We start from the raw sequence: 23,163 nt of genomic DNA, 5'->3' as shown, positions 1-23,163 counted from the left end.
AAAAGTAAACCAGAGTCATGAGTAATCTAAAAAAGAGTATCTTGATCGTTTTAAGTTCTTTGATTGTTGCAGCAATAACGATGTTGCCAGCCCAGTCTGCCTTTGCCGCTAATGGGTGTGGTGGAAGTGACTGCATCCAACATGAACTTCGCACTCAAGCTGCTTGTACATTGCAAGGATCTGACCAGTCTGGTCTACCTCCAACTGGAAAAACTCCTGGATGGTATAAAGGACTAAATACAGAGATCGACCATCAGATTTTAGGGGGTGATGTTGTTGCCTATAAAATTCGTTGGTTCAATGGTTCATGGTCTGGCTGGTATGTCACAGGAGTTAATGATATCGATTGGAAGTTTAACACTAGTCCTAATGATATGCGTCGTGTTTGGAGCTATTTTACTGACCACCAACATCAATACATTTTGTGTAAATAACTGGTGCAAATAACCCTGATGTCTAATAGATTTATTGATAGACAATAAGACTATCAAGACGTTTATAGATGTCTTCCTCTATGGAAGACATCTTCCTCTTTTATGGGATGCCAGGATTACCTCTGGAGGGTGAATCGCAATGCATGCTGTTTGACCCGGTGGGTGTAACGGGCATCTTGCGCGGTGGAACAGGCATCTTGCCTGTTTCATTTTCCCACGCAACTTTTGCCTATTGCTAGCATGCCTATTGCCTTGCGCGTAGCGCTATACCAATCCGTTGCCCATGTTGCCTGATCTGAGATACCCTATGCCTTGGTTCCATTTAAGAAAATCATGGTCACTAAGCTCCTTACCATTCTCCAGAAAGCCCTATCACTCACAGGATTAGTACTACTCCTGTGCTTCTCAGCCTGGTCACTGCCAGCCACAGCAGCCGCCAAGATTACTCCTGAACTAGAACAACAAATACTCGAAGTAATCCGCAACCACCCAGAAGTAATCCTAGAATCAGTCCAGAGATACCAGCAGCAACTGGAACGGGAAAGCCAGCAGCGACAGCAAGCCATCTTGCAGGGCTTCAAAACCAATCCCCAAGCCTTCATTGGTTCCTCTCCCGCGACTGGCTCCATTGAAGATAAAATTGTGCTAGTAGAATTCTCAGACTTTCAGTGTCCCTTCTGTGCCAGAGCTCACGACACCGTCAACCAGTTTATAGCAAACCATGGGGATGAAGTTACCTTAGTTTACAAACACTTCCCCCTCACCGGAATTCATCCCCAAGCCCTCCCAGCCGCTCAAGCAGCTTGGGCCGCCACTCAACAAGGCAAATTCTGGCAGTACCATGATGCTCTATTCGCTAATCAAAAGCAATTAGGAGAAGAGTTATATCTTGCCATTGCCCAAGACCTAGATTTAGACCTAGAGCAGTTTAACCGAGACCGGAACGCAGCTGATCGTGCCATTGCAGAAGACATGCAGCTAGCACAACTATTGGGACTGAGCGGCACACCTTTCTTTGTTATGAATGGTGAAGCCTTCTCTGGTGCCGTGCCCCTAGAACAGATAGAAGCGATATTGGCACAAGTGCGCAACTCTTGAAGTAAATAAAGTAGGGTGGGCAAATTAATCTAATCTCGAATACTCACAATAACCAAATTGTTTTTGCCCACCCTACTCCCTACTCCCTACTCCCTATTCCCTATTCCCTTAGGTGGTGCGTTACGGGGCGGACTATCGCAACGCTGGCTACGAAGCGGAAAATGAGTGCAAGTCCGCCCCTAACGCACCCTACGCACTGTTTTTGCCCACCCTACTCCCTACTCCCTACTCCCTACTCCCTATTCCCTAATCCCTTTGCTAAAAACAGTTGCTATTTCCTCCGCTGTTCTTTTTTCTCGCCAAAGCCACTGGTTATCCTGACCATGCTCCCGAATATAATAGATAGCTTCATCAAGTAATGATGGGATTTCATCAAAGGTTTTAAAGGTTGAACCCACAGAGACTGGCCAATTAACTTGATGCCGGAGTACTGGATAATCAGAAGTAATTACATAGCAACCACAGCAAGCGGCATCACTCAATACACCACTGGTACGGTAGTAATAGCGATGTTTTTCGTAATGGGCTACTAAAATATCTACCTCATTTAACAAATCAAGATATTGTTTTTCAGTAGTTGTATCATACATTTTGACTCCCAAGTTATCTAAATCCTTAGGCTTCTGCCAAAATGGTACCCCAAGCACTAGCTCAGATTTATGGTCAGATAATTTAGTATAGTCTTTCAAGATTTCAATTATCTTAGCGATTGGCTTATCCTTACGAATCATGCCAACCACACCGATTTTAATTTTTTTATCGGTAGGCAGCCTTTCTCCTGGCTTTAAATTGGGGTAAGCATCGCTCCTGATTGGCATCGGTATTTTTACTTTGGCAGACGCTGGTAATCTAAACCGTTTGGGTAAAACCTCATCATCCATTTCAAATAAAACTGCCTTAAGGTTAAAATACTTGAGGAAAAACTTGAGGTACATTAAGCCCAAAAACTTTAAAGTACTGTGCATAGCTAATTGTTGATTCCAGTGAAGACAAATCCAAACGGGTTTGCGATGCCATGCCAGTAATGGGAGAAGTAAATAGATATTTTGGAGATAAATTTCAAAGAGAAAAAGTCCATCATAGTCTTGACGCTCTTCACTCGTCAAAGACCTTATGCCCATAGCAATATGACGATATTCCCGACGTAAGTGTAATCCTATCCTATAGGGAAACAGGTTAGTAAAATTTTTGATGGAATCAGGGATAGGAATTTCAATGGACAAAAAATCGAGCTTAATTTCCTGAGAGTAAAAATTAATCAGGAGTAGGTCTTGGAGACCATTGTGCATTATTTTCATAGCAGCTTATATTGGTAAGATTAGATTTATTTCAGGGAACAGGGAACAGGGAACAGTGGACAGTAATTGACAAAAAAGTAGAGGTTTATTTGAGAGTAGGTAACTGTTACCAGAGATAAGTAGGTAAAAAAAATAAACCCAGCCATCAGAACTTTTTCCAGCAAAGATTGACTGTGGTTTATATGTCACAGCGGTAATAATTATGCCTACCTACTTAGAGAGATTTGCTTGGCTTGATTAAGGAATCTAGATTAAGCAATCTCTAAGTGATACTTAGATAGTTCCCTAAAATTTTGTGGAAGTAACAGTAAGGCAGAATGGAGAATGAAGAATGTAGAATTAAGAATGCAGAATGTAGAATGCAGAAGTTGCGTAGGGTGCTTTAGGGACGGGCTCGCCCTCATTTTCTCGGTAGCCAATTTTGGGACAGTCCGCTCCGAAAATTGAAACGGGCAAGATGCCCATTCCACAACAAGATGCCCATTCCACAACAAGATGCCCATTCCACAACAAGATGCCCATTCCACAACAAGATGCCCATTCCACAACAAGATGCCCATTCCACAACAAGATGCCCATTCCACAACAAGATGCCCATTCCACAACAAGATGCCCATTCCACCCACCAGGTCAAACAGCTTTTAGGAGATGCACCCAAAGCACAAGGCAGTTGTCAATGGGGTTTTGTACCTCAACCAATTGACAACTGCTATCGGGTTTAGCGGCAGGGGCGAGGAAACAAGCGGCATCGCTACTCCCAGATCTGCTGTTCTTTTATTCGCTGTTCCCTAAAACCAAGTACCTCAGCCCATTGATAAATACTGTAAAATTAGAGTAGTTAACTGACTACGCCCGAACCAAGACTTATGCGTGACCTAGAACAACTAACAAAAGATATTCAAGAACTACCAGAAGATGCTCAAAAAATTATTGCCGATATCATTGAAGTGTTCAAAAAACTGTATTTAACGAAAAAAACGCCATCTCTTCACCCTCTGGAATTAGAGAATCAACCATTTATTGGTATGTGGACTGTTCGACAAGATACTCAAAATAGTAGCGAATGGGTTAGAAGAATTCGAGAACAGCATTGGCAGGGCTAAATTGCTGCTACCCTTATTGAAAATAAACGAGATTATCGCTTTATCTCAGCACTCAGTCTATTGAAATATCCATAACGTTGATAAAAAACTATTGCCTATTGCCTATTGCCTATTGCCTATTGCCTACTCCCTACTCCCTACTCCCTACTCCCTACTCCCTACTTCCACCACCGGCTAACATCTTTAACCGCTGCCACCGTTTCTCTTAGGGCTTCAACACTCCCAAGCTCGATGATTAAAGGAGCTAATTGAGGAAGATGGTTAAGAAAATCGGGACGGCTTAGACTAGCTAAACAATCAAGAATTTGTTGCCAACCAGAAAAATCAATCAACGAAGGATTTAATTTCTTAAGCAAGTTTTCTAAGAAAGAGGTTTGGGAAAATCCATTCAGGGTTCTGACGACACTTAAGGCTTCTGGTAACAACACTTCCGGTAAGTAGGGTTCTAAGCCCCCCAAGGCATTGCCTTGCTGATAATCAGAGCGAATGGCTCTGGCGCAATCTAAGGCTTGGCCTAAAAACACTGGCGGTAAGTGGGGGGCTAAGTCAGTTAAGAGATCGACTCGTTCGTAGTCATTCTCGGCTCTGACACAATCTAAGACTTCTGGTAACACTTCTGGAAAATGGGGGGCTAAGCGGATTAAGGCATAGGCTTGGGAGGATGGACTCCGAATGGCTCTGATGCTATCTAAGGCTTCTGGTAATAGTTCGGGTAAGTGGGGAGCTAAACGGATTAAGGCATGGTCTCGGTGGAATTGATTCCGAATCGCTCTGGCGCAATCTAAGGCTTTTGGTAACAGTTCAGGTAAGTGAGGGACTAAGGCTCCCAAGGCTAAAGCTCGGCAGTATTCATCCCGAAGGGCTCTAGCACAATCTAAGGCTTGCTGTAACAACACATCGGATACGTGGGGGGCTAAGGCGATTAAGGTATTGGTTAGGTAGTATTCATGCCCAATCCCTTTGGCTTCATGTAAAACTTGCCGTAACAACACATCGGGTAAGTGAGGAGCTAAGCCGATTAAGACATCGACTCGCAGGGATTGATAATCAAAGGTTCTGGTGTAATCTAAAACTTGCTGTAACAACACATTTGGTAAGTGGGGAGCTAACCTGATTAAGGTCTTGACTTGGAAGGATTTATCCGGAATGGCTTTGGTAGCATCTAAGGCTTCTGGTAACACTTCGGGGAAGCGGGAGGCTAAGGCAATTAAGACATTGACTGGTGGGTCGTATCTGGGAAGAGCTCTAGTAATTTCTAAGGCTTGGGGTAACAACACTTGAGGTAAGTGGGGCGCTAAGGCTCTTAAGGTCTGGACTCGGTGGTATTCATTCCGAATAGCTCTGGTAATTTCTAAGGCTTGGGGTAACAACACTTGAGGTAAGTGGGGGGCTAAGGCTCTTAAGGTCTGGGCTCGTTGCTTTTCATCCCGAATGGTTCTGGTAACCTCTATGGCCTGGGTTCGGAAAGATTTAGACATTTCCGGTAAGTGGGGAGCTAAGGTGATTGAGGCATGGGCTCGCTGGTCTTGATCCGGAATGTTTCTGGCGAAATCTAAGGCTTCTGGTAACAATTCGGGGAAGTGGAGGGCTAAGCCGATTAAGGCATAGCGTTGCAAGTATTCATCGCCAATCCCTGGGACGTAACGTAAGACTTCTTGGTCTAAGAACACTTCCGGTAAGTCAAAGACAAAGAGGATTAAAGCCTCGGCTCGGTCTTCTTCATCCCCAAGGCCTCTGGCGTAATCTAAGGCTTGGTGTAACAACACTTCCGGTAAATGAGAGGCTAACTCCTTTAAGGCCTCCTCTCGGTCTCCTTTATCCTGAATAGCTTTGGCAGCATCTAAGGCTTCTGGTAACACTTCCGGGAAGTTGACAGTTAAGGCAATTAAGGCATCGGCTCGCCAGTATTCATCCCGAACCCCACTGGCAACCTCTAAGGCTTGGGGTAAGAATACTTCCGGTAAGTAGGGGGCTAAGTTTTTTAAGACTTTTGCTCGTCGCTCGTGTCGCTCCTCATTAATATAGAAGCTATATTTTAATTTAAAGAGATAGATTCGCTTGTCTGTACCCTCTAAGGTATCGGCGTGGTCATATTCATGCCCAAGGGCTCTCGCACCATCTAAGGCTTCTGGTAACACTTCCGGAAAGTGAACAGCTAAGGCTCCTAAGGCATCGACTCGGTCTGCTTCATCGCGAATTGCTCTGGCGAAATCTAAGGCTTCGGGTAACACTTCCGGGAAGTTGGCAACTAAGGCTCTTAAGGCATCGACTCGGTATGTTTCATCCCAAAAGGACTTGACTCGGTATGTTTCATTCCAAAGGGCTCTGAGGGAATCTAAGGCTTCTGGTAACACTTCCGGGAAGTGGGCGGCTAAGTCAATTAAGGCTCTTGTTCGCTGGTTTCCATCAGGAATGGCTTTGGCACAATCTAAGGCTTCTGGTAATACTTCCGGGAAGTGTGGGGCTAAGTCGATTAAGACATGAGCTCGGTAGGATTCATGCTTAATCTCTCTAGCACAATCTAAGGCTTCGGGTAACACTTGAGGTAAGTAGGGGGCGAAGCCGATTAAGGCTTGTGCTCGGTCCTCTTCATCCCCAATCTCTCTGGCACAATCTAAGGCTTGAGGTAACAACCCTTGAGGTAAGTGGGGCGCTAACCCGATTAAGAAATTGACTCGGTTGAATTCATCCCCAATCTCTCTGGCACAATCTAAGGCTTGAGGTAACAACCCTTGAGGTAAGTGGGGGACTAAGGCGATTAAAACATCGACTCGGTTGAATTCAGCCTTAGTCTCTCTGGCACAATCTAAGGCTTGGGGTAACAACCCTTGAGGTAAGTGGGGAGCTAAACCGATTAAGGCGTTAGCTCGGGGATTAGGTCGCTCGCCTTTACTCGCAATGGCTCTAGCACAATCTAAGGCTTGAGGTAACAACCCTTGAGGTAAGTGGGGAGCTAACCCGATTAAAGCATTAGCTCGATGGTATCTATTCCGAATGGCTCTAGCAATGTCTAAGGCTTCTGGTAATAAAGAAGGGGGAAGATACTCACTAATTGCCTTCAAACCTTCTGCTTTATTTTCAGAATCTTTGCTCTGTCGCACATAAGCTAGTGCTTGAGCTGGGGTCCAGATTTCTTTTTCAACTAATGCTCCCATTAACTCTGGACCAATATTTCCAGCCAAGCTGTTGAGGGATGTAGTAATCAGAGCATACCGACACTGTAGACTAATCGATTCTGTAGGATTTTCTGTAAAATTAGCTGCTGCTATTGCCCAAGCTCTCGATACATCCTTGATAAAATTAGCAGTTTTTCCCTGTCTCTCACACTGCCAATACCAACCGTTATCTCCTGCTGGCGTTTCTTCTTTCAGGAGTTGATGAATGTCATTAATTTTTTTTGCTTTCTCTAGATGCCAGATTAAGTGATTATAGATGTAACCATCATCGGGTAAGGTATGCCATAATCCCTTTTCAGTCTTAGTTTGATAACGTTCTAATAATTGTTGATGGGCTTCGGTAATTGATAATCCTAGCTCTGATTGTACCAGACTACGGGCTAAATCATGTAACAAGTCATGGAGGCGATAGTTAGTGTCTGGTGTAGTAGAGACCCCTGGTAGTAATAAGGCTTTTTGTCGTAAGTATCTTAACGTATCTTTGGCTTCAACTAAATTACAATCCCATAAGGTAGTCGCCATAGACTCAGTAATGGTGACATCCTCCGGCAGTATCCCTAACCAAGCAAAGTTTTTAAATCTATCGTCGTCGAATAATCCCTTTAAACTGAGATTAAAGGAAGCCACTAGACTATAGTTTTTGCGCTTAGCGTCACTTGGCTCTTCCTCTGCTTTCAATCGATCCAAAGCTTCTACACCAATAATTAAATCTTGTAACTCATCCAGTAAATCCTGCCAAGAGATGCCATCCCTAACTTGGGCAGCAGCTAATTCTAATGCTAGGGGTAAGTAGCCGACAGTTTTGGCTAAGGTTTCAGCATATTCGAGTTCTTGATTAGTTAATTTTTTATTAGTTATCTCGTTGGTTAAACAAGACGCTAATAACTCCAAGGATTCATTGGGAGTCATCACGTCCAAATCATAGGGAATCGCATCTTTAACCTGGGCTTCTCTGGTAGTTACTAAAAGCCGACAGCCATCCCCAGCCACTCGAAAGGGTTCAACATGGTCAGGATGCCAAACATCATCGACAACTAGCAAGGCTTTTTTATCGGATAATAATGTTTTTAGTTGTAAAGAAGCTGCCTCAGTGTTAATTGGTTTAAAATCATAATCTCCTAATTGCTGTATCCAGCTACTTAGAAAAGATAAAATATCAGGTTGCTGACCTAAGGTTGCCCAAAAAATCCCATCGGTAAAATGGGATTGAACCTCTTTGTCATGGGCTAATGCTGCAGCTAAGGTGGATTTTCCAATTCCTCCTAAACCATAGATAGCACTAACAACTAACGTGCCAGCTTTAGCGGTTTCTTGGGATAAAAGGATTTGTTTTAGTCGTTGGCTTACTTCCGGGCGTTCCACATAATAAGGAGGTAGTGGGGGAGCTTGATTGAATCGAGTTTGGTTATTCATATTATCAATGTTGTAATTTTCACTAGTAGTCACTAAATGCTCGATACTTTGGACAACTTCCGGATTTTGTTTCGCTGCTGCTTCTACTTCTAATACCACTTCGGCATAATCAAGAGATTGTCTGGAGCTTTTGCGATCGCAGTTACTGTATATGGAGACTGGTTTCTCAGAGATTCCACAAACTGGCTAGTATTGTCCCAGACAACTTGCCCGACATTTCCCCCAGTTTTTTCTATAGCTTTAGTGGCGAGCACAGTAGCAATAGCGAAAACGGCAGCAGCGAATAATTCCATTGTTGAAGGAGATGACTCACAATTTCAGTATACAGAGGTTTTCAATTCGGTCAGGTAAAAATGTCTGGGTTTTAGGGAGTTAGTTAGTAGGGTGGGCAGTGCCTACTAATGCTATCGCCAGCTACTGTTATCTATCTTTTGCACTGCCCACCCCACATCAATATTCTCGCTTTGTGATTGATTCGCCCGGTGGGCAGTGCCTACTAATGCTATCGCCAGCTGCTGTTATCTATCTTTTGCACTGCCCACCCCACATCAATATTCTCGCTTTGTGATTGATTCGCTATTTTAAAGTTAGTAGGGTGGGCAGTGCCTACTAATGCTATCGCCAGCTGCTGTTATCTATCTTTTGCACTGCCCACCCTACATCAATATTCTCGCTTTGTGATTGATTCGCCCGGTGGGCAGTGCTTACTAATGCTATCGCCAGCTGCTGTTATTTATCTTTGGCACTGCCCACCCTACATCAATATTTTTCTTCTGTTCCCTGTTCCCTATTCCCTGTTCCCTTTGCTATGGCATACATTCAACAGTAAAGGCAAAGATTGCTCGAATTGATTCTGGAGTTAGTGTTGGATAGCTTTCCAATATCTGTAACTCTGTCCAACCAGCAGCAAACAAGCCTAAAATAAACTCAACGGATAAACGAGTGCCTTTAACCACTGGCTTCCCTAATAAAATGTTGGGATTGGAATGAATGTATTCTCTCCAATTCATGATGATTAGTTGTTTACTTAGATTTATGGTTAATCTAGTTTATAGCATTTATCGAAAAATTAGGTGTCGTCAAGGATTTCATTAAGCTCCTTAACTTGATTGGTAGCAATATCTGCTTCTGCTCTGGCAATAAGCTTGTCTAGCTTTCCAGATTTTAGGTCAGATTCTAGCTGCTGGTCCCACCTATTATCGCGCATCATCTAAATAATTTTGTAAGCGGGCTGCCAGCTCTATAATCTCGCTGTTCGGTAATTGTCGAATAGCTGTTTCGATTTCATCAAGGGTTAACATAACTAGTCTGTAAATGATGATTGATACTATCCTATAGCATTTTGAGTTTAAATGTAAACATAGGATTGATGTAAAAAGGGAGTAGGGAGTAGGGAGTAGTAAAAGGGAACAGGTAACAGGGAACAGGAAACAAAAATTATTACAATTAATTTACAATTGCTATAACCCAAAAAAACTAGCTAAATCCTACACAAATTTGAGTATAAATCCTGTTAAAAATTTTAGTTGTAAATAAATGTAAAAACTTTTAATTGCCCCTTGCTTTTTTTCGAGTAGTTATGTATAGTATAGAAAGTGACGACCGATACTAATAACCGCGCTGGTCATAACCATTAATCCACACCAGCGCGGTTTTCCTCCCACCTAAATAGGAGTTACTTCTATGATGCCAAAAATATCACGATCATTAATTCTGGCTTTTATATCAGCTAGAAGCCTATTCCACATGTCACAGGCTAGAAGCCTATTCCACATGTCACAGGCTAGAAGCCTATTCCACATGTCACAGGCTAGAAGCCTATTCCACATGTCACAGGCTTCTAGCCTATTCCACGGTACTTGAGCTAATTTTGAATAAAAACTGAATGCTTACCTCAAATCCCTCTAAAGACTCAAGTCAAATCTTGCTTTAACTAGAGAAAATAAAATATAATAATTGTTTTATCAAAAACTGCCAGCATCCAGAACAGGAGTCTACCACCGGTGGTTATAGAAATCCCCAAAAGCACTTACGAAGCCAAAACTCAGGAAATTGCCAGAGAACTTCTAGCCGCAACTCGGGAGAAAGGTTCCTTTCTTGCCCAAATGCGAGACCAAATGCGGTGGGATGATAAGTTACTAGCCTGGGCAATGAGTAATCCAGGACTACGGGTGCAGCTATTTCGCTTCATCGATACCCTACCGGCACTGCGTAGCCAAACGGAAGTTGCTCGTCACTTTCAAGAATACCTAGGGGATGAGTCAGTAGAACTGCCTGCTGCCCTGAAGGGAATGCTCAATTTCACCAATCCCGACTCCATACCAGGACAACTGGCAGCCAAAACCATATCTGCTGCTGTAGCCACCCTAGCCCAAAAGTATATTGCTGGGGAAAATCTCAACCAGGCCCTTAAAACCATTAAACGCCTGCGAAACCAGAAGATGGCATTTACCCTAGACTTATTGGGAGAAGCCGTAATTACAGAAGTAGAAGCTCAGTCTTACCTAGACCGCTATCTGCAACTGATCGAACAACTCACTGAGGCAGCAAAACAGTGGTCTAAGGTAGAGGAAATTGATGTTGCTGATGGTAAATCCTTGCCACTCGTCCAAGTATCGGTTAAACTGACAGCATTCTACTCTCAATTTGATTCTCTTGATCCTCAGGGTAGCCAAAATCGGGTGTGCGATCGCATCCGCAAATTGCTCCGCCGTGCCAAAGAATTGGGGGCGGCGGTTCATTTTGATATGGAGCAGTATGAGTACAAAGACATTACTTTCTCCATACTCAAAGACTTGTTAATGGAAGAAGAGTTTCGCTCTCGCACCGATATCGGTGTTACCATGCAAGCCTATCTGCGAGAGTCACAACAAGATTGTCAGGACTTGATTGCCTGGGCAAAACAGCGGGGTAATCCAGTAACCATACGCTTGGTCAAAGGAGCCTATTGGGACCAAGAGACGATAACAGCACTCCAAAACCATTGGCCCCAACCAGTATATAACCAGAAAGCCGCCACAGATGCCAATTTTGAGCGTATCACCCAACTGCTGCTAGAAAACCACGAGTATGTTTATAGCGCTATTGGTTCCCATAACGTGCGCTCCCAAGCTTATGCGATCGCAATTGCTGAAAATCTCAATATCCCCCGTCGCTGCTTTGAGATGCAAGTCCTCTACGGCATGGGAGACCAACTAGCCAAAGCCTTAGTCAATCACGGTCATCGGGTCAGGGTTTATGCACCCTATGGAGAGCTACTACCAGGAATGGCTTACCTGATTCGGCGGCTATTGGAAAATACCGCAAATAGTTCCTTCCTACGACAAAGCTTAGAAGATAGACCCGTAGAGGAATTGATTGCACCACCAAAAGCGTTGCAGGAACAGTTGAATGTTGGCACGTTGAATGTTGAAGGTTTTCAAGACAACCTTCAACCTGCTAACCTTCAACCTGCTAACCTTCAACCAACAAACCTTCAACCTGCTAACCTTCAACCTACTAACCCATTCACCAATGCTGCCAATACAGACTATGCTCAGCTAGACGCCAGAGAAAAAGCTAAACAAGCCTTACTTACCGTTCGCCAACAACTAGGTAAGACCTATTTACCCTTAATCAATGGGGAATATCAGCCTACAACAGACACAGTAGATTCTGTTAATCCCTCTAACCCTAGGGTCGTGATCGGGAAAATTGGATTAATTTCTGTAGAACAAGCAGAATTAGCGATCGCAAAAGCTAAAGCAGTATTTCCCAGTTGGCGACGTACACCAGTAAGCGAACGTGCTGGTATTTTACGTAAAGCAGGAGACTTGATCGAACAACGCCGTGCTGAATTATCAGCATGGGTCTGTCTGGAAGTTGGCAAACCATTACGAGAAGCGGATGGAGAAGTCTCCGAAGCGATTGACTTCTGTTATTACTACGCATCAGAGATGGAACGGCTCAGGGATGGATATAACTACGACATTGCTGGAGAAACCAATCGCTATGTCTATCAACCCCGAGGTATTGCCCTAGTCATTTCTCCCTGGAACTTCCCCATCGCTATTACCACAGGAATGACTGTAGCAGCCCTAGTGGCAGGAAATTGTACGCTACTCAAACCCGCAGCGAATTCCTCAGTGATTGCCGCAAAAATAGCTGAAATTTTAGTAGAAGCCGGGATACCCAAAGGAGTATTTCAATTCGTTCCAGGCAAAGGCTCAACCGTCGGTGCCCATATGGTCAAGCATCCCGATATCCATCTAATTGCCTTTACCGGTTCCCAAGAAGTCGGTTGTCGTATCTACGCCGATGCCGCCATGGTGCAACCAGGTCAAAAACATCTCAAGCGAGTCATTGCTGAGATGGGAGGTAAGAATGGAATTATCGTAGATGAAAGTGCTGACCTCGACCAAGCCGTAGCTGGAGTCGTCAAATCAGCATTTGGCTACAGTGGTCAGAAGTGTTCCGCTTGCTCCCGAGTAATTGTGTTGGAGCCAGTGTATGAGAGTTTCCTAAAACGGTTAGTTGAAGCAACGCGATCGCTTAACATTGGGCCAGCAGAAGCACCCAGTACCCAGGTCGGTCCAGTCATAGATGCTACTTCACGCGATCGCATTCGGGAGTACGTTGAAAAAGGACGTCAGGAAGCTAAGGTAGCATTAGAAATGCCAGCACCTGACACCGGATACTTTATTGGTCCAGTGATCTTTAAAGATATCTCCCCCAAGGCCACCATTGCCCAAGAAGAAATCTTTGGTCCAGTAGTAGCAGTAATGGCCGCAAAGAATTTCCAAGAAGCCCTTGATATAGCCAACAGTACTAACTATGCCCTCACCGGAGGCTTATATTCTCGTACTCCATCCCATATAGAACAAGCCTCAGCCGAGCTTGAGGTCGGTAATCTATATATCAACCGCAATATTACCGGTGCCATTGTATCACGGCAACCGTTTGGTGGGTTCAAGATGTCTGGAGTAGGGTCGAAAGCAGGAGGTCCCGATTATCTAGTACAATTCCTCGAACCCCGTACTATTACTGAAAATATTCAACGACAAGGCTTTGCACCCATTGAAGGAATGGAATAGTTTTTAGGTAAGCTATCAGCGTGTCGCGTATCAGCTATCAGCTAATGCTTCACAGGCTAGAAGCCTGTGCCACGCTACTTGAGGTGCTATCAGCTTATGTGCGTCACAGCGTCGTTCGCACAGCGTGGCCAAACGCGCCCCGCGTGGCCTAAAGGCCAAGGCCAAAGCCTGTGCCACAAAGCTGATAGACTTTTCTCGAGACTTTCAATTCTCATTAATTTATCAATATTAAATTCTCCCAAATGAAGTTTGTTTTAAGCTGACCGCTGACCGCTGACCGCTGACCGCTGACCGCTTACTTATGAACTTAGTAGGAAATTCCTCGATATCGCTTTTTAGACTTTTTTCGAACAAACCCTTTATCATCCGTCTCTAACTGGGATTCCGGTAACTCGATTAACATAGCTTCCACTTCATAGACAATCCCTCGATATTTTTTTTTTAACACCCGTTTACCAGATTGCTTAGTAATTTGCTTACCACTAGGATTCAGATCGCCCTCAGCTTTTGGTGTATTAGACCTCTTGCAAAAGTAATTTTCTGATAGTGTTTGCGTCAATTCTTCTCCACTGTTCCCTGTTCCCTGTTCCCTGTTTCCGACTTCTGCAAGAAGTGTATTGTTCTGGTCACTGACTGCTGTCTCAGAAACCACTTTCTCCTTGCAAAAGTAATTTTCTGATAGTGTTTGCGTCAAATCTTCTCCACTGTTCCCTGTTCCCTGTTCCCTGTTTCCGACTTCTGCAAGAAGTGTATTGTTCTGGTCACTGACTGCTGTCTCAGAAACCACTTTCTCCTGATCGAGATTACCAGTAGGTACTTTTGGAGTTGCAGGGGAATCAGATTCTGTCGAATTGTGCCAGTCTCCGGGGTTTTGAGTTATAATTGGAGTTTGTGAAGATGTATCAGATTTTGACAGTGAATCAGGTAAATCTGATACAGGGAGTTGGTTATGATTTGTGGTTGGTTCACCATCAAGAGTGTCAGTAACTCTCCCTTCCGGTTGGGGGCTATTGATTGGTGAAGCAGAAGCTTCATCGGTTAAACTCACCCCTTGTTGCTCAATCCAAACCGTCAGATAATGCGGATTTTCTAAAACTAAATACAGAGGCCGAAATTCCTCAGAGATTTCGCAACTACAAAGCTTTAATGATTTTTGATAAGCATTTGGAGAAATATCAAAACCTCTAGTGAATATTTTATTTTGGAAAATAATTGTAGATTCATCGAGCCACTGAATCTCTTGATTAATCTTTTCTCGATCAATTATTAACATTTGGGTAGTTTACCCCCTACTTGATCTATTTTTGGAAATAGCTGGTGAGATTGTGGCAATTTTGCTCTGGAAGTGTCAACAGAAAAATGTAGTCAATTGCGTCGCAGATTTGGCTACATCCTTGACCCAATATACTTAAAATTTATCTCATTAATGCTGGGATTTTGGGCATCGAGCTGGAGTCTTGCCCAGTCAATTAACGGTTTCACGCCTATGTGGGTAAAGATCAAGTATTTAGGATGGACTAAATCTGGTATACCAATATATCACAAATAAATTTAATTGTCAACCATAAAATGTAGCTAGTTTTACAATTAACCCAACCTTCCTTGTCTCCTCTTGCAGAAATCCCTACATTTCTGTCTTGGTAATTGGGGCTCTAATCACTATATACTCCGTTCAAATAATTAGTTAAGCAAGTACACAAAACTTTTCCCACTTCCGACTTCCCACTTCTGACTTGCCTACTCCCTACTGCCGCGCAACCCAGGACGAAAGTCCCTCAACCATCTGATTTTCTACAATCAAACTTATAGCATTCGCCAGGGCAGTTAGGACATGAAAAAAGTCTCAAACCTAAATAAGCGCAAGAGTTTGACTTCTGACTTCTGACTTCTGACTTCTGACTTCTGCTATAGACGGTTTTTGAGCCAATTCGTGAGGGAGATAACTGTGATTTCGGTAGCTGGGTCAAGACATGTTGCTCCTGGTAATAAATCCCTCGATATTACTTTTTAGACAGCCGTTTAAGAGATTGCTTAGTAATTTCCTGAAACCTAGGATGCAGGTGGAACTCAGATTCCGGAATCTCTTGCTCCTGATTGAGATTACCAGTAGCTAATTTTGGAGTTGCCGGGGAATAAGATTCTGTGTGATTGTACCAGTATCCAAGGTTTTCAGTAACTATCGAAGCTTCGGAAGCTGAAATATCTTCGGGGAGTGAATCAGGTAAAACTTCCCTAGGAAACTGGTTAGGATTTCTGGATTGTTCACCATCAAAATATCTGGGATTTTCCCCTTTAGATATAGCTGCCATTAGTGGTAACGAATCAGTGGATTTAGGTTGAGCACTATTTATTGGTGAACTATAAACTTTGTTAGCTAAACTTACCTCTTCTTGCTCAATCCAAATTGTCAAATAATGCCGATGTTCTACAAGCAAATACAAAGACGAATATTCATCAGATATTTGGGAACGACAAAACTTGAATGCTTTTTGATAAGCCTTTGGAAAAATATCAAACCATTTAGTGAATAGTTTATTCTGGAAAATAATTTTAGATTTATCCAGCAATTCAATTTTTTGAGTGGTTGCTTCTTTATTAATGAGAAACATAACATTGTTTAATTGCTTGACTTGAGTAAACCTGAACTATTGCGTTTCCTAGTAAGCTTGAGGTAAATCTAAATTTTATTTATTGCTTCCTGCTCCCTAATCCCTGCTCCCTAAAACTAAAGAGGAAAGTACCTCACCCGATGGAGAACTGCTATAGGGTTTCTAAAGGTGCGCTTGACCCATTAAGAATTAAATTAGCCAAGGTCAAGCGCACCTTGTATTGATGCAGTCGCTCATGGGAGAAACCCCCTTTTGCGGCGCTGCATCGCTAAGTAACTTATGGGCTGAAATTATTACCCAGTAATGATTTTAGCTTGCCGGTTACCCCCCCAGAGGCTCTAGTTAATCATAAATTATAATGGCATCAATTATAATAATGGTATCAATTATAGTATTTTTAAGATAAATTACTGAGGAATACGCGAATTCTCTTAAGAAGATACCCTGATAACAAGTATTTATTTATACAAGTCTGTTAGTATTATTCTTGATTTATCCGTTATTGTTTATGAAATCAATGATAGATATCAGTATCATTACGGTAGTGATATCACCTTGAAGAGAAGTCGTCGTATTAAATTAATTTTGACTAGATAAATTACAAATTATAAAACTATAAAGTGATGTGGCTACTCAAAGACCGTATCTATCCAGACAAGCAGTGGGAGCAAGAAATACCGATTGGCATCGGAATTCTTGGCTTCGGAATACTAATGCTCTACTGGGTTGCTCCCTTTATTCTGATCAGCAGTGGTTCTGAGCCTCCCTTACCCCTGGTCGCTGCTGCTATTTCCATTAATGTCATGGGAGTCTTTCTACACTATGCCAGTGATGCCCAGAAATACTATACTCTCAAGTATCGTTCTGGATTAATCACAGAAGGATTCTTTGCTCGCTGTCGAAACACAAACTACTTGGGAGAAATCCTGATCTACTCTGGTTTTGTCATGCTAGCTCAGCACTGGCTACCCTTTTTGATTTTGGCAGGTTTTATCGCAGCTATATTTATTCCCAATATGCTCAAAAAAGATAAGTCTCTCTCCCGCTATCCAGAGTTTGCTGACTACAAAGCTAATTCTGGACTACTACTACCACAGCTATTTTTAGCTACTACTTCCAATCCAAACGAGCCAGATTTTGCACAAAAAACGAGGTAGTCATAAATTATAGCATTTCTCAATTCGGTGAAGTACAAAGGCCTGGGTTGTAGAGAGTAGGGAGTAGGGAGTAGGGAGTAGGGAGTAGGGAGTAGGGAGTAGGGATTAGCCAAGCACCCATTGAAGATATGACCAAACCATCTAAGCAGTGTTTTTCCCTAAGATGGCGATTTTTAATTATCGTCCTTTTACTGCTAGGAATCTTCTTCCGCTGCTTCAATCTAAACCATAAAATCTACTGGCACGATGAGGTTTATACCTCAATTCGGAGTTCTGGCTACACCGGAGATGAAGTAATTAAGGAAGTTTTTGATGGTAGGGTAATTGGTGTTGAAGACTTACAAAAGTATCAGCATCCCAATCCTGAAAAAGACTTAGGGGATACTATTAATGCCTTAACTACAAACCCAGAACATCCACCCCTATATTATTTAATGGCCCGGTTTTGGCGGCAGTTACTTGGTGCTGCTGTCAATAACCCTAGGGGTTTATCTGTTCTGTTTAGCCTGCTGGTTTTCCCAGCTATCTATTGGCTGTGCTTAGAATTATTTGAATCCCCTTTAGTGGCATGGGTAGCTGTGGCACTTTTGGCGGTATCTCCCTTTCATGTGCTCTACGCTCAAGAAGCACGGGAATATAGTCTATGGACATTGACTATTATCTTATCTTGTGCGTCTCTGTTGCGAGCTATCCGGAAAACTAAGGATAGTATAAAAGTAACAAGCTACATCTGGTCATGGGTAATATATGGTGTCACCTTGGCACTTAGTTTTTACACATTTCTGTTTTCTATATTTGTGGCTATTGGACATGTAATTTATGTGTTTATAATAGAACGGTTTTGCTTTAAGAAAACTCTTATTGCTTATTTGATATCATCTGGTGCCGGGTTTCTAGCCTTTTCCCCTTGGTTAGTTGTGGTGGTTATTAACTTAGCTATCATTCAGCATAAAACCCATTGGACAACTATTCAAGTTCCTTTATCATTTTTGGTAAAAATCTGGGGTATAAACCTAAGTTTGATATTTTTGGATTTTGGAATACCACTGGAGCATCCATTTACCTATATAATCCCACCAATTTTAGTGAGTTTTGTGGGATATGCAATTTATTTTATTTGTCGTTATACTACCCAGCGAGTTTGGTTACTGGTTTTAACGTTAATCGTTATTACTGCATTAGGGTTAATTTTACCGGACTTAATTTGGGGAGGACGACGTTCAGTGGCGAGTCGGTATTTTCTACCTTGCTATATCGGAGTGCAGCTGGCTGTTGCTTATGTAATTACTAGTTCTATAACTGGGTATCTATCAAGGGCTAATTTAATAAAGGCTAATTTAAGAACACAGAAAGTCTGGAAAGGAATAGTAGCTGTGCTGCTTACAGGGGGAGTTATCTCTTGTGCTATTAGTTCCCAAACAGAAATCTGGTGGAACAAGCAAGTTGGGGCTAACAATCCTACCATCGCTAGGATAATTAATCAAGCTGAGCGACCTCTGGTAGTTAGCAATGTTTCTTCCGTGAATCCTGGGGATGTGATTTCTCTTAGTTATTTATTAAATCCTCAGGTAAAACTTCAGTTAGTCATTCCCCCTACTATTCCCGATATTCCTCAAGGGTTTAGTGATGTGTTTCTATTTTATCCATCTGATCATTTGCAACAAGGACTTGAGGAAAAGTATAGTACTAAGATAGAGTGGTTTGATGAGTCGAGTGTCAAGCCCCTCGGTAAGTTAAGGCTTTAAGTATAGCGGTTTTAAATTAGGTGAGATACAAATCTTTCTTTGGGTTTACGGGAACAGCGGATCTGGGAATCGGGAATCGGGAATCGGGAATCGGGAATCGGGAATCGGGAATCGGGAATCGGTAAGATAGAAAAAATCCTGTGTAACTCATTAGGATAGAAACCGCTATCTTATAATTTAAGCAGTTAATAATTGGGTAAGCTATCAGCTATCAGCTATCAGCTATCAGCTTATGGATCGCGATCGCTACCCGGTGATTCAGAGCGCGAGCGATTTTTTGCAACATCGAAAGGGACTGTCCTTCATAATCAGCATCTTCAAGTCGTGCAATCACAGGCTGCTTTGTACCTACAAGTTCTGCAAGCTGTTTCTGGGTTAACCCCGCTTTTGTTCTGGCTTCATAAATCAACTGTGCCACCTCTGCATTAAGAGAAGCTTCTGCTATCATTCCCTCCATTTCGGGGTCGGTACGAATCTTCTTGTTAAGAATTTTAATCGCATCAGAAGTCTTAGTCATCTTCTTCCTCCTCTACATAGGTATGAACATCTGGGTTTTGTTGAAATAAACCCTTTCTCAAGATTACCCGTTCAATATCAATTTACTCAATCACTACAGGTAAGATTGTTGTAGCTAATTGATCTGAGCACCTAGCACTCACCACTATGAAAAGACGCTTTAGAGATCCAGTAATTTTAGGACTAATTTGGCTAGGGAGTGGATTTTGCGATCGCATTTGGTTTGCCCTAGATCACTCTGTCCCAGCTTGGGACCAGGCGGATTATTTGACTGGTTCCTTGAATTACTGGCAGGCGTTGCAGCATCCTGAGTGGTTCTCTGGAGAGTGGTGGAGCAGTTTTTGGGCAATTTCCTCAAAAGTCCCGCCATTGACTTATATTATTGCCGCAATGGTTCAGCAGCTGTTTGGAACAGGAGCAGAACTAGCTACGATAGCGCTAGTTTTATGTAGTGGAGTGTTAATTGCTTCAGTTTATGGATTAGGGCTAGTGTTATTTAACCGCCAGGTAGGGTTATGGGCTGCTGGTTTAGTCATGTTGTTACCAGGACTATATCGCTACCGTTTAGAATTTTTGCTGGATTATCCATTAACCACAGTAGTCAGTTTGTGTTTTTGGTCTCTGACAGTGTGGTGGAGTTTGGGGAGGGCAAAGACACCCTTATCCCGAACCACAGTAAGACAAGGATGGTTGTGGGGGTTGGGGTTTGGGGTTTGTTTAGGATTAGCCTTGCTAGTTAAGCAAACTGCCTTATTTTTTCTATTCGTGCCAATCGCTTGGGCTGGGGTGAGGGTTTTGTGGCAGAGGCAATGGCAAAGGTTAGCTCAGTTAATCAGCGGTTTGCTGGTATCAGTTTTGCTATTTGGTCCATGGTACCGGATTAATTGGTTGTTGATATTGACCTCTGGCAAGCGAGCAACCATTGATTCCGCGATCGCAGAAGGAGACCCAGCCCTCAATACCCTTGATGCTTGGGTTTACTACTGGAAAATCTTACCTTACCTGATCTCTTGGCCGCTGTTGTTAATACCGATAGTAGGACTATTAATTTATGGGCTCAAGTATGGGCTCAAGCAATCCGCGATCGCAAAATCGAACAATCTGCCATCCCCCCATCCCCCCATCTGGTCACTAACCTGGCTAGGAGTCTTCATAGTGGGTGGTTATCTATTGTGTTCATTGAATATTAATAAAGATGCTCGCTATATCTTGCCATTAGTTCCAGTGCTATCACTGTTTCTGGCTTATGGCTTAACCTGCTGGACTAATCGTTGGGGTAAACCCATGCGTTGGAGCACGGTAGGGCTAGCAACTGTACTGATGATGTTGAATCTATTTCCATTAGGAGGTAGAGGATTGACTCAATTACTTAGTCCCCGTGTACAACATTTTCCCTACTTAGGACAGCCATGGCCTCATCCGAAGGTAATTGCGGAAATCATCAAGACTCAACCTTACTTGCGCTCTAACTTAGGAGTATTACCGTCAACCCCAGACATTAACCAACATAACTTCAATTACTATGGTGCATTAGCCAATTTCCAAGTATACGGGCGTCAAGTGGGAACCCAAGCCAAACAAGTGAAACAGGATATGCGATCGCTTTCTTGGTTCCTCACTAAAACTGGTGCCCAAGGGTCAATCCCAGAATCCCAAGCAGCTATTGTTCAGGCAGTTGAGCAAGGGACAGAATTTGAGCTACACCAGACTTGGGAGTTACCCGATGCTAGCCAACTGAAACTGTATCACAAGCGGCAGCCACCAATAGCCGTAAAACCATTATCGATAAAGCCTGTGGGTGACCAATCATCCATAAAACCCACTAGTTTCAATGGCAATGCTTCCCTGGCCAAAAGGCCACGCTACGCGAACAGCAATACTCTCAGCTCAAGCCCCAGAGTTAAATTAGACCAAGTCACCGTACCAGAAACATCTCCTGCTGGAGTACCTATACCAGTAACTTATCAGTGGACTGGTTCTTGGGAGCAATTACAATCTGGCATCGTTATCCTAACCTGGCAACCGGTAGAGTTGTTCGCGAAGCGTGGCCTTTTGGCCAAGGTTGGTAAGTTGAAGGTTAACAAGTTGAAGGTTGTTCGCGTTCGCGCAGCGTCGGCTTTGCCGAAAGCGTGGCCTTTTGGCCAAGGTTCAACCGAAACTAACCTTCAACCTTCAACCGAAACTAACCTACAACCTTCAACCGAAACTAACCTTCAACCTTCAACCGAAACTAACCTTCAACCTTCAACCGAAACTAACCTTCAACCTTCAACCGAAACTAACCTTCAACCTTCAACCGATACTAACCTTCAACCTTCAACCGATACTAACCTGCAACCTTCCACCCACGGATGGTTACACGACCATGGTATTGCCATGGGAGAACTACACTCTTCCCAATTACCACCTGCCAATGCCGAATTTGAAGTCATTGAACGGATGGCGATGTTTCCCCCAGCAGATATCCCAGCTGGAAGCTACACCTTAAAAGCAACTTACCTCAATCGACAAACTCGCGAAACCTATCCGATACAAGTACCAACGGTTACCTTGACCATCGATCCAGCAGCTACCCCCATAGCTGCACCAGAACTAGATTTAATCACCCAAATGCGGATATTGTCCACTAATTTACCTAAAGGACTCAATGGCCTAGAACCGGTTTTTGAAGAAACTGCCCGCATTAACCAGTACGATCCGATTCAGGACTACTTAGAGCAAGCAGATTTAGCCTTAAGCTATCGGCTGGAATTGGAACCGAATAACCTAGACTTGGCCTATGCTCTGGCCTTGAGTAGGGTATTGCAGCAAGATGTAGAAGGTGCGATCGCAGCATTAAAGCGAGTCACCCAACTTGACCCCCAAAATCCCTATGCTCACGCTTATCTTGCCTTCGTCTATCTCTATGATTGGGATGGAAAAAATGGAGAAAATGCCCTAAAACCTGCCCTTAAAATCAACCCGACTATTCCCGAACTACAAGCTCTATCTGGTATAGCTGCCTTGATGCAAGGTAATGTGTTCAAAGCTTGGAGTGTTATTCAGGGATTAGAACTTTAAAGCGATGGCCTTTTGGCCTTTTGGCCACGCTACGCGAACGGCCACGCTACGCGAACGCTAATTTTATTTAATTGTGAATTAATTGTGAATTAATCTCTCAAGAAGACTAAGTTTTTTAGTCTTCGCGTTCTTTGGGTCTTTGCGGTTACTCATATAGCGCTACGCGCAAGTCCGCAAGGTTCGAAGTTAGAAGTCAGAAGTAAGCTATGACTAAGTTTGCTGAGTTTAGGAATGTCAAACATCTTAATGGGTAGTGCTATAGCAAGTCTTATACCCATGAGGTACAAATCTCTGGGTTTTAGGGAGCAGGGACTGAGGCCGTGGGCCACGCGGGGCGCGTTCGGAGCAGGGAGCAGCGGATATGGGAAGTCGGAAGTGGTAAGTCGGAAGTGGGAAAAAATAATGTGTACCTCATAGCTATGATCAACGCTATATACCAATTCCCGAACGCTTAAGATTTGGTAATAATTTTTTCTATATTT

At 43.2% G+C, this 23,163-nt stretch carries 23 protein-coding genes; 10 read left to right on the top strand and 13 right to left on the bottom strand.

Translation table 11 applies throughout. From position 1 onward, the window contains the following. Positions 1 to 17: 17 nt before the first annotated feature. The 3 genes from F6K51_RS05475 to F6K51_RS05465 all read left to right on the top strand — a co-directional run bounded on the left by F6K51_RS05475 (position 18) and on the right by F6K51_RS05465 (position 1,782). Positions 18 to 434, top strand: a complete 417-nt coding sequence (locus F6K51_RS05475; protein ID WP_293018706.1) for a hypothetical protein — start codon at positions 18 to 20, stop codon at positions 432 to 434. 333 nt (positions 435 to 767) lie between these two features. Next, positions 768 to 1,532: a thioredoxin domain-containing protein gene (locus F6K51_RS05470; protein ID WP_293018705.1), complete on the top strand. Its 765-nt coding sequence runs from the start codon at positions 768 to 770 to the stop codon at positions 1,530 to 1,532. 115 nt (positions 1,533 to 1,647) lie between these two features. Beyond that, positions 1,648 to 1,782: a hypothetical protein gene (locus F6K51_RS05465; protein ID WP_293018703.1), complete on the top strand. Its 135-nt coding sequence runs from the start codon at positions 1,648 to 1,650 to the stop codon at positions 1,780 to 1,782. Here F6K51_RS05465 and F6K51_RS05460 read toward each other — a convergent pair. The 3 genes from F6K51_RS05460 to F6K51_RS05450 form a co-directional block, all read right to left on the bottom strand. Beyond that, positions 1,772 to 2,821, bottom strand: coding sequence for a glycosyltransferase family 1 protein (locus tag F6K51_RS05460; RefSeq protein WP_293018701.1), 1,050 nt, complete (start codon positions 2,819 to 2,821; stop codon positions 1,772 to 1,774). The two genes, F6K51_RS05465 and F6K51_RS05460, sit on opposite strands and share 11 nt — an antisense overlap. Before the next feature lie 35 nt (positions 2,822 to 2,856). After that, on the bottom strand, positions 2,857 to 2,994 hold the full coding sequence (locus F6K51_RS05455) for a hypothetical protein (RefSeq protein ID WP_293018699.1): 138 nt from the start codon (positions 2,992 to 2,994) through the stop codon (positions 2,857 to 2,859). Positions 2,995 to 3,230: 236 nt separating this feature from the next. Beyond that, complete coding sequence (locus tag F6K51_RS05450) at positions 3,231 to 3,464, bottom strand: hypothetical protein (RefSeq protein ID WP_293018697.1); 234 nt, start codon at positions 3,462 to 3,464, stop codon at positions 3,231 to 3,233. A 232-nt stretch (positions 3,465 to 3,696) separates the two neighbouring features. Between F6K51_RS05450 and F6K51_RS05445 the strand changes: the two genes are divergently transcribed. Beyond that, positions 3,697 to 3,933, top strand: coding sequence for a hypothetical protein (locus F6K51_RS05445; protein WP_293018696.1), 237 nt, complete (start codon positions 3,697 to 3,699; stop codon positions 3,931 to 3,933). Positions 3,934 to 4,010: 77 nt separating this feature from the next. Then, positions 4,011 to 4,142, top strand: coding sequence for a hypothetical protein (locus F6K51_RS05440; protein WP_293018694.1), 132 nt, complete (start codon positions 4,011 to 4,013; stop codon positions 4,140 to 4,142). On the opposite strand, the gene F6K51_RS05435 is transcribed toward F6K51_RS05440, so the two are convergent. Together F6K51_RS05435 and F6K51_RS05430 are read right to left on the bottom strand one after the other, a co-directional pair. Continuing rightward, complete coding sequence (locus F6K51_RS05435) at positions 4,092 to 8,621, bottom strand: NB-ARC domain-containing protein (RefSeq protein ID WP_293018692.1); 4,530 nt, start codon at positions 8,619 to 8,621, stop codon at positions 4,092 to 4,094. The genes F6K51_RS05440 and F6K51_RS05435 overlap by 51 nt on opposite strands. Next, positions 8,612 to 8,815: a hypothetical protein gene (locus tag F6K51_RS05430; RefSeq protein ID WP_293018690.1), complete on the bottom strand. Its 204-nt coding sequence runs from the start codon at positions 8,813 to 8,815 to the stop codon at positions 8,612 to 8,614. The genes F6K51_RS05435 and F6K51_RS05430 overlap by 10 nt, the downstream gene beginning before the upstream one ends. Before the next feature lie 407 nt (positions 8,816 to 9,222). On the opposite strand from F6K51_RS05430, the gene F6K51_RS05425 reads away from it, so the two are divergent. Next, positions 9,223 to 9,351 (top strand): hypothetical protein, encoded by a 129-nt coding sequence (locus F6K51_RS05425; RefSeq protein WP_293018688.1) that lies wholly within the window; start codon positions 9,223 to 9,225, stop codon positions 9,349 to 9,351. On the opposite strand, the gene F6K51_RS05420 is transcribed toward F6K51_RS05425, so the two are convergent. The 3 genes from F6K51_RS05420 to F6K51_RS05410 form a co-directional block, all read right to left on the bottom strand. Beyond that, entirely contained in the window at positions 9,329 to 9,532 is a 204-nt protein-coding gene (locus F6K51_RS05420) for a DUF433 domain-containing protein (RefSeq protein ID WP_293018686.1), read from the bottom strand. The genes F6K51_RS05425 and F6K51_RS05420 overlap by 23 nt on opposite strands. Before the next feature lie 59 nt (positions 9,533 to 9,591). Continuing rightward, positions 9,592 to 9,732, bottom strand: coding sequence for a hypothetical protein (locus tag F6K51_RS05415; RefSeq protein ID WP_293018684.1), 141 nt, complete (start codon positions 9,730 to 9,732; stop codon positions 9,592 to 9,594). A 138-nt stretch (positions 9,733 to 9,870) separates the two neighbouring features. After that, on the bottom strand, positions 9,871 to 9,993 hold the full coding sequence (locus F6K51_RS05410; RefSeq protein ID WP_293018682.1) for a hypothetical protein: 123 nt from the start codon (positions 9,991 to 9,993) through the stop codon (positions 9,871 to 9,873). Between the two features lie 532 nt (positions 9,994 to 10,525). On the opposite strand from F6K51_RS05410, the gene pruA reads away from it, so the two are divergent. Next, on the top strand, positions 10,526 to 13,594 hold the full coding sequence (pruA, locus tag F6K51_RS05405) for an L-glutamate gamma-semialdehyde dehydrogenase (protein ID WP_293018680.1): 3,069 nt from the start codon (positions 10,526 to 10,528) through the stop codon (positions 13,592 to 13,594). Positions 13,595 to 13,624: 30 nt separating this feature from the next. On the opposite strand, the gene F6K51_RS05400 is transcribed toward pruA, so the two are convergent. From F6K51_RS05400 to F6K51_RS05390, 3 genes are all read right to left on the bottom strand, one after another. After that, entirely contained in the window at positions 13,625 to 13,771 is a 147-nt protein-coding gene (locus F6K51_RS05400; RefSeq protein WP_293018678.1) for a hypothetical protein, read from the bottom strand. A gap of 130 nt (positions 13,772 to 13,901) precedes the next feature. Further along, positions 13,902 to 14,867 (bottom strand): hypothetical protein, encoded by a 966-nt coding sequence (locus F6K51_RS05395; RefSeq protein ID WP_293018676.1) that lies wholly within the window; start codon positions 14,865 to 14,867, stop codon positions 13,902 to 13,904. 727 nt (positions 14,868 to 15,594) lie between these two features. Further along, entirely contained in the window at positions 15,595 to 16,203 is a 609-nt protein-coding gene (locus F6K51_RS05390) for a hypothetical protein (RefSeq protein WP_293018674.1), read from the bottom strand. Between the two features lie 623 nt (positions 16,204 to 16,826). On the opposite strand from F6K51_RS05390, the gene F6K51_RS05385 reads away from it, so the two are divergent. Next, the gene (locus F6K51_RS05385; RefSeq protein ID WP_293018743.1) at positions 16,827 to 17,360 is read left to right on the top strand and encodes a DUF1295 domain-containing protein; all 534 of its coding nucleotides are present in this window, start codon (positions 16,827 to 16,829) and stop codon (positions 17,358 to 17,360) included. A gap of 128 nt (positions 17,361 to 17,488) precedes the next feature. Then, positions 17,489 to 19,105 (top strand): glycosyltransferase family 39 protein, encoded by a 1,617-nt coding sequence (locus F6K51_RS05380; RefSeq protein WP_293018672.1) that lies wholly within the window; start codon positions 17,489 to 17,491, stop codon positions 19,103 to 19,105. Positions 19,106 to 19,121: 16 nt separating this feature from the next. Here the strand turns inward: F6K51_RS05380 and F6K51_RS05375 are convergent, their stop codons facing one another. Together F6K51_RS05375 and F6K51_RS05370 are read right to left on the bottom strand one after the other, a co-directional pair. After that, complete coding sequence (locus tag F6K51_RS05375; RefSeq protein ID WP_293018670.1) at positions 19,122 to 19,256, bottom strand: hypothetical protein; 135 nt, start codon at positions 19,254 to 19,256, stop codon at positions 19,122 to 19,124. Between the two features lie 60 nt (positions 19,257 to 19,316). Then, on the bottom strand, positions 19,317 to 19,622 hold the full coding sequence (locus F6K51_RS05370) for a helix-turn-helix transcriptional regulator (protein WP_293018668.1): 306 nt from the start codon (positions 19,620 to 19,622) through the stop codon (positions 19,317 to 19,319). Between the two features lie 146 nt (positions 19,623 to 19,768). On the opposite strand from F6K51_RS05370, the gene F6K51_RS05365 reads away from it, so the two are divergent. Beyond that, positions 19,769 to 22,681: a glycosyltransferase family 39 protein gene (locus tag F6K51_RS05365; RefSeq protein WP_293018666.1), complete on the top strand. Its 2,913-nt coding sequence runs from the start codon at positions 19,769 to 19,771 to the stop codon at positions 22,679 to 22,681. Positions 22,682 to 23,163: the final 482 nt, after the last annotated feature.

Origin of the sequence: Moorena sp. SIO3I8 (genome assembly GCF_010692325.1) — a bacterium.
GTDB lineage: Bacteria > Cyanobacteriota > Cyanobacteriia > Cyanobacteriales > Coleofasciculaceae > Moorena.
This window is presented reverse-complemented; position numbering and strand designations above follow the sequence as displayed.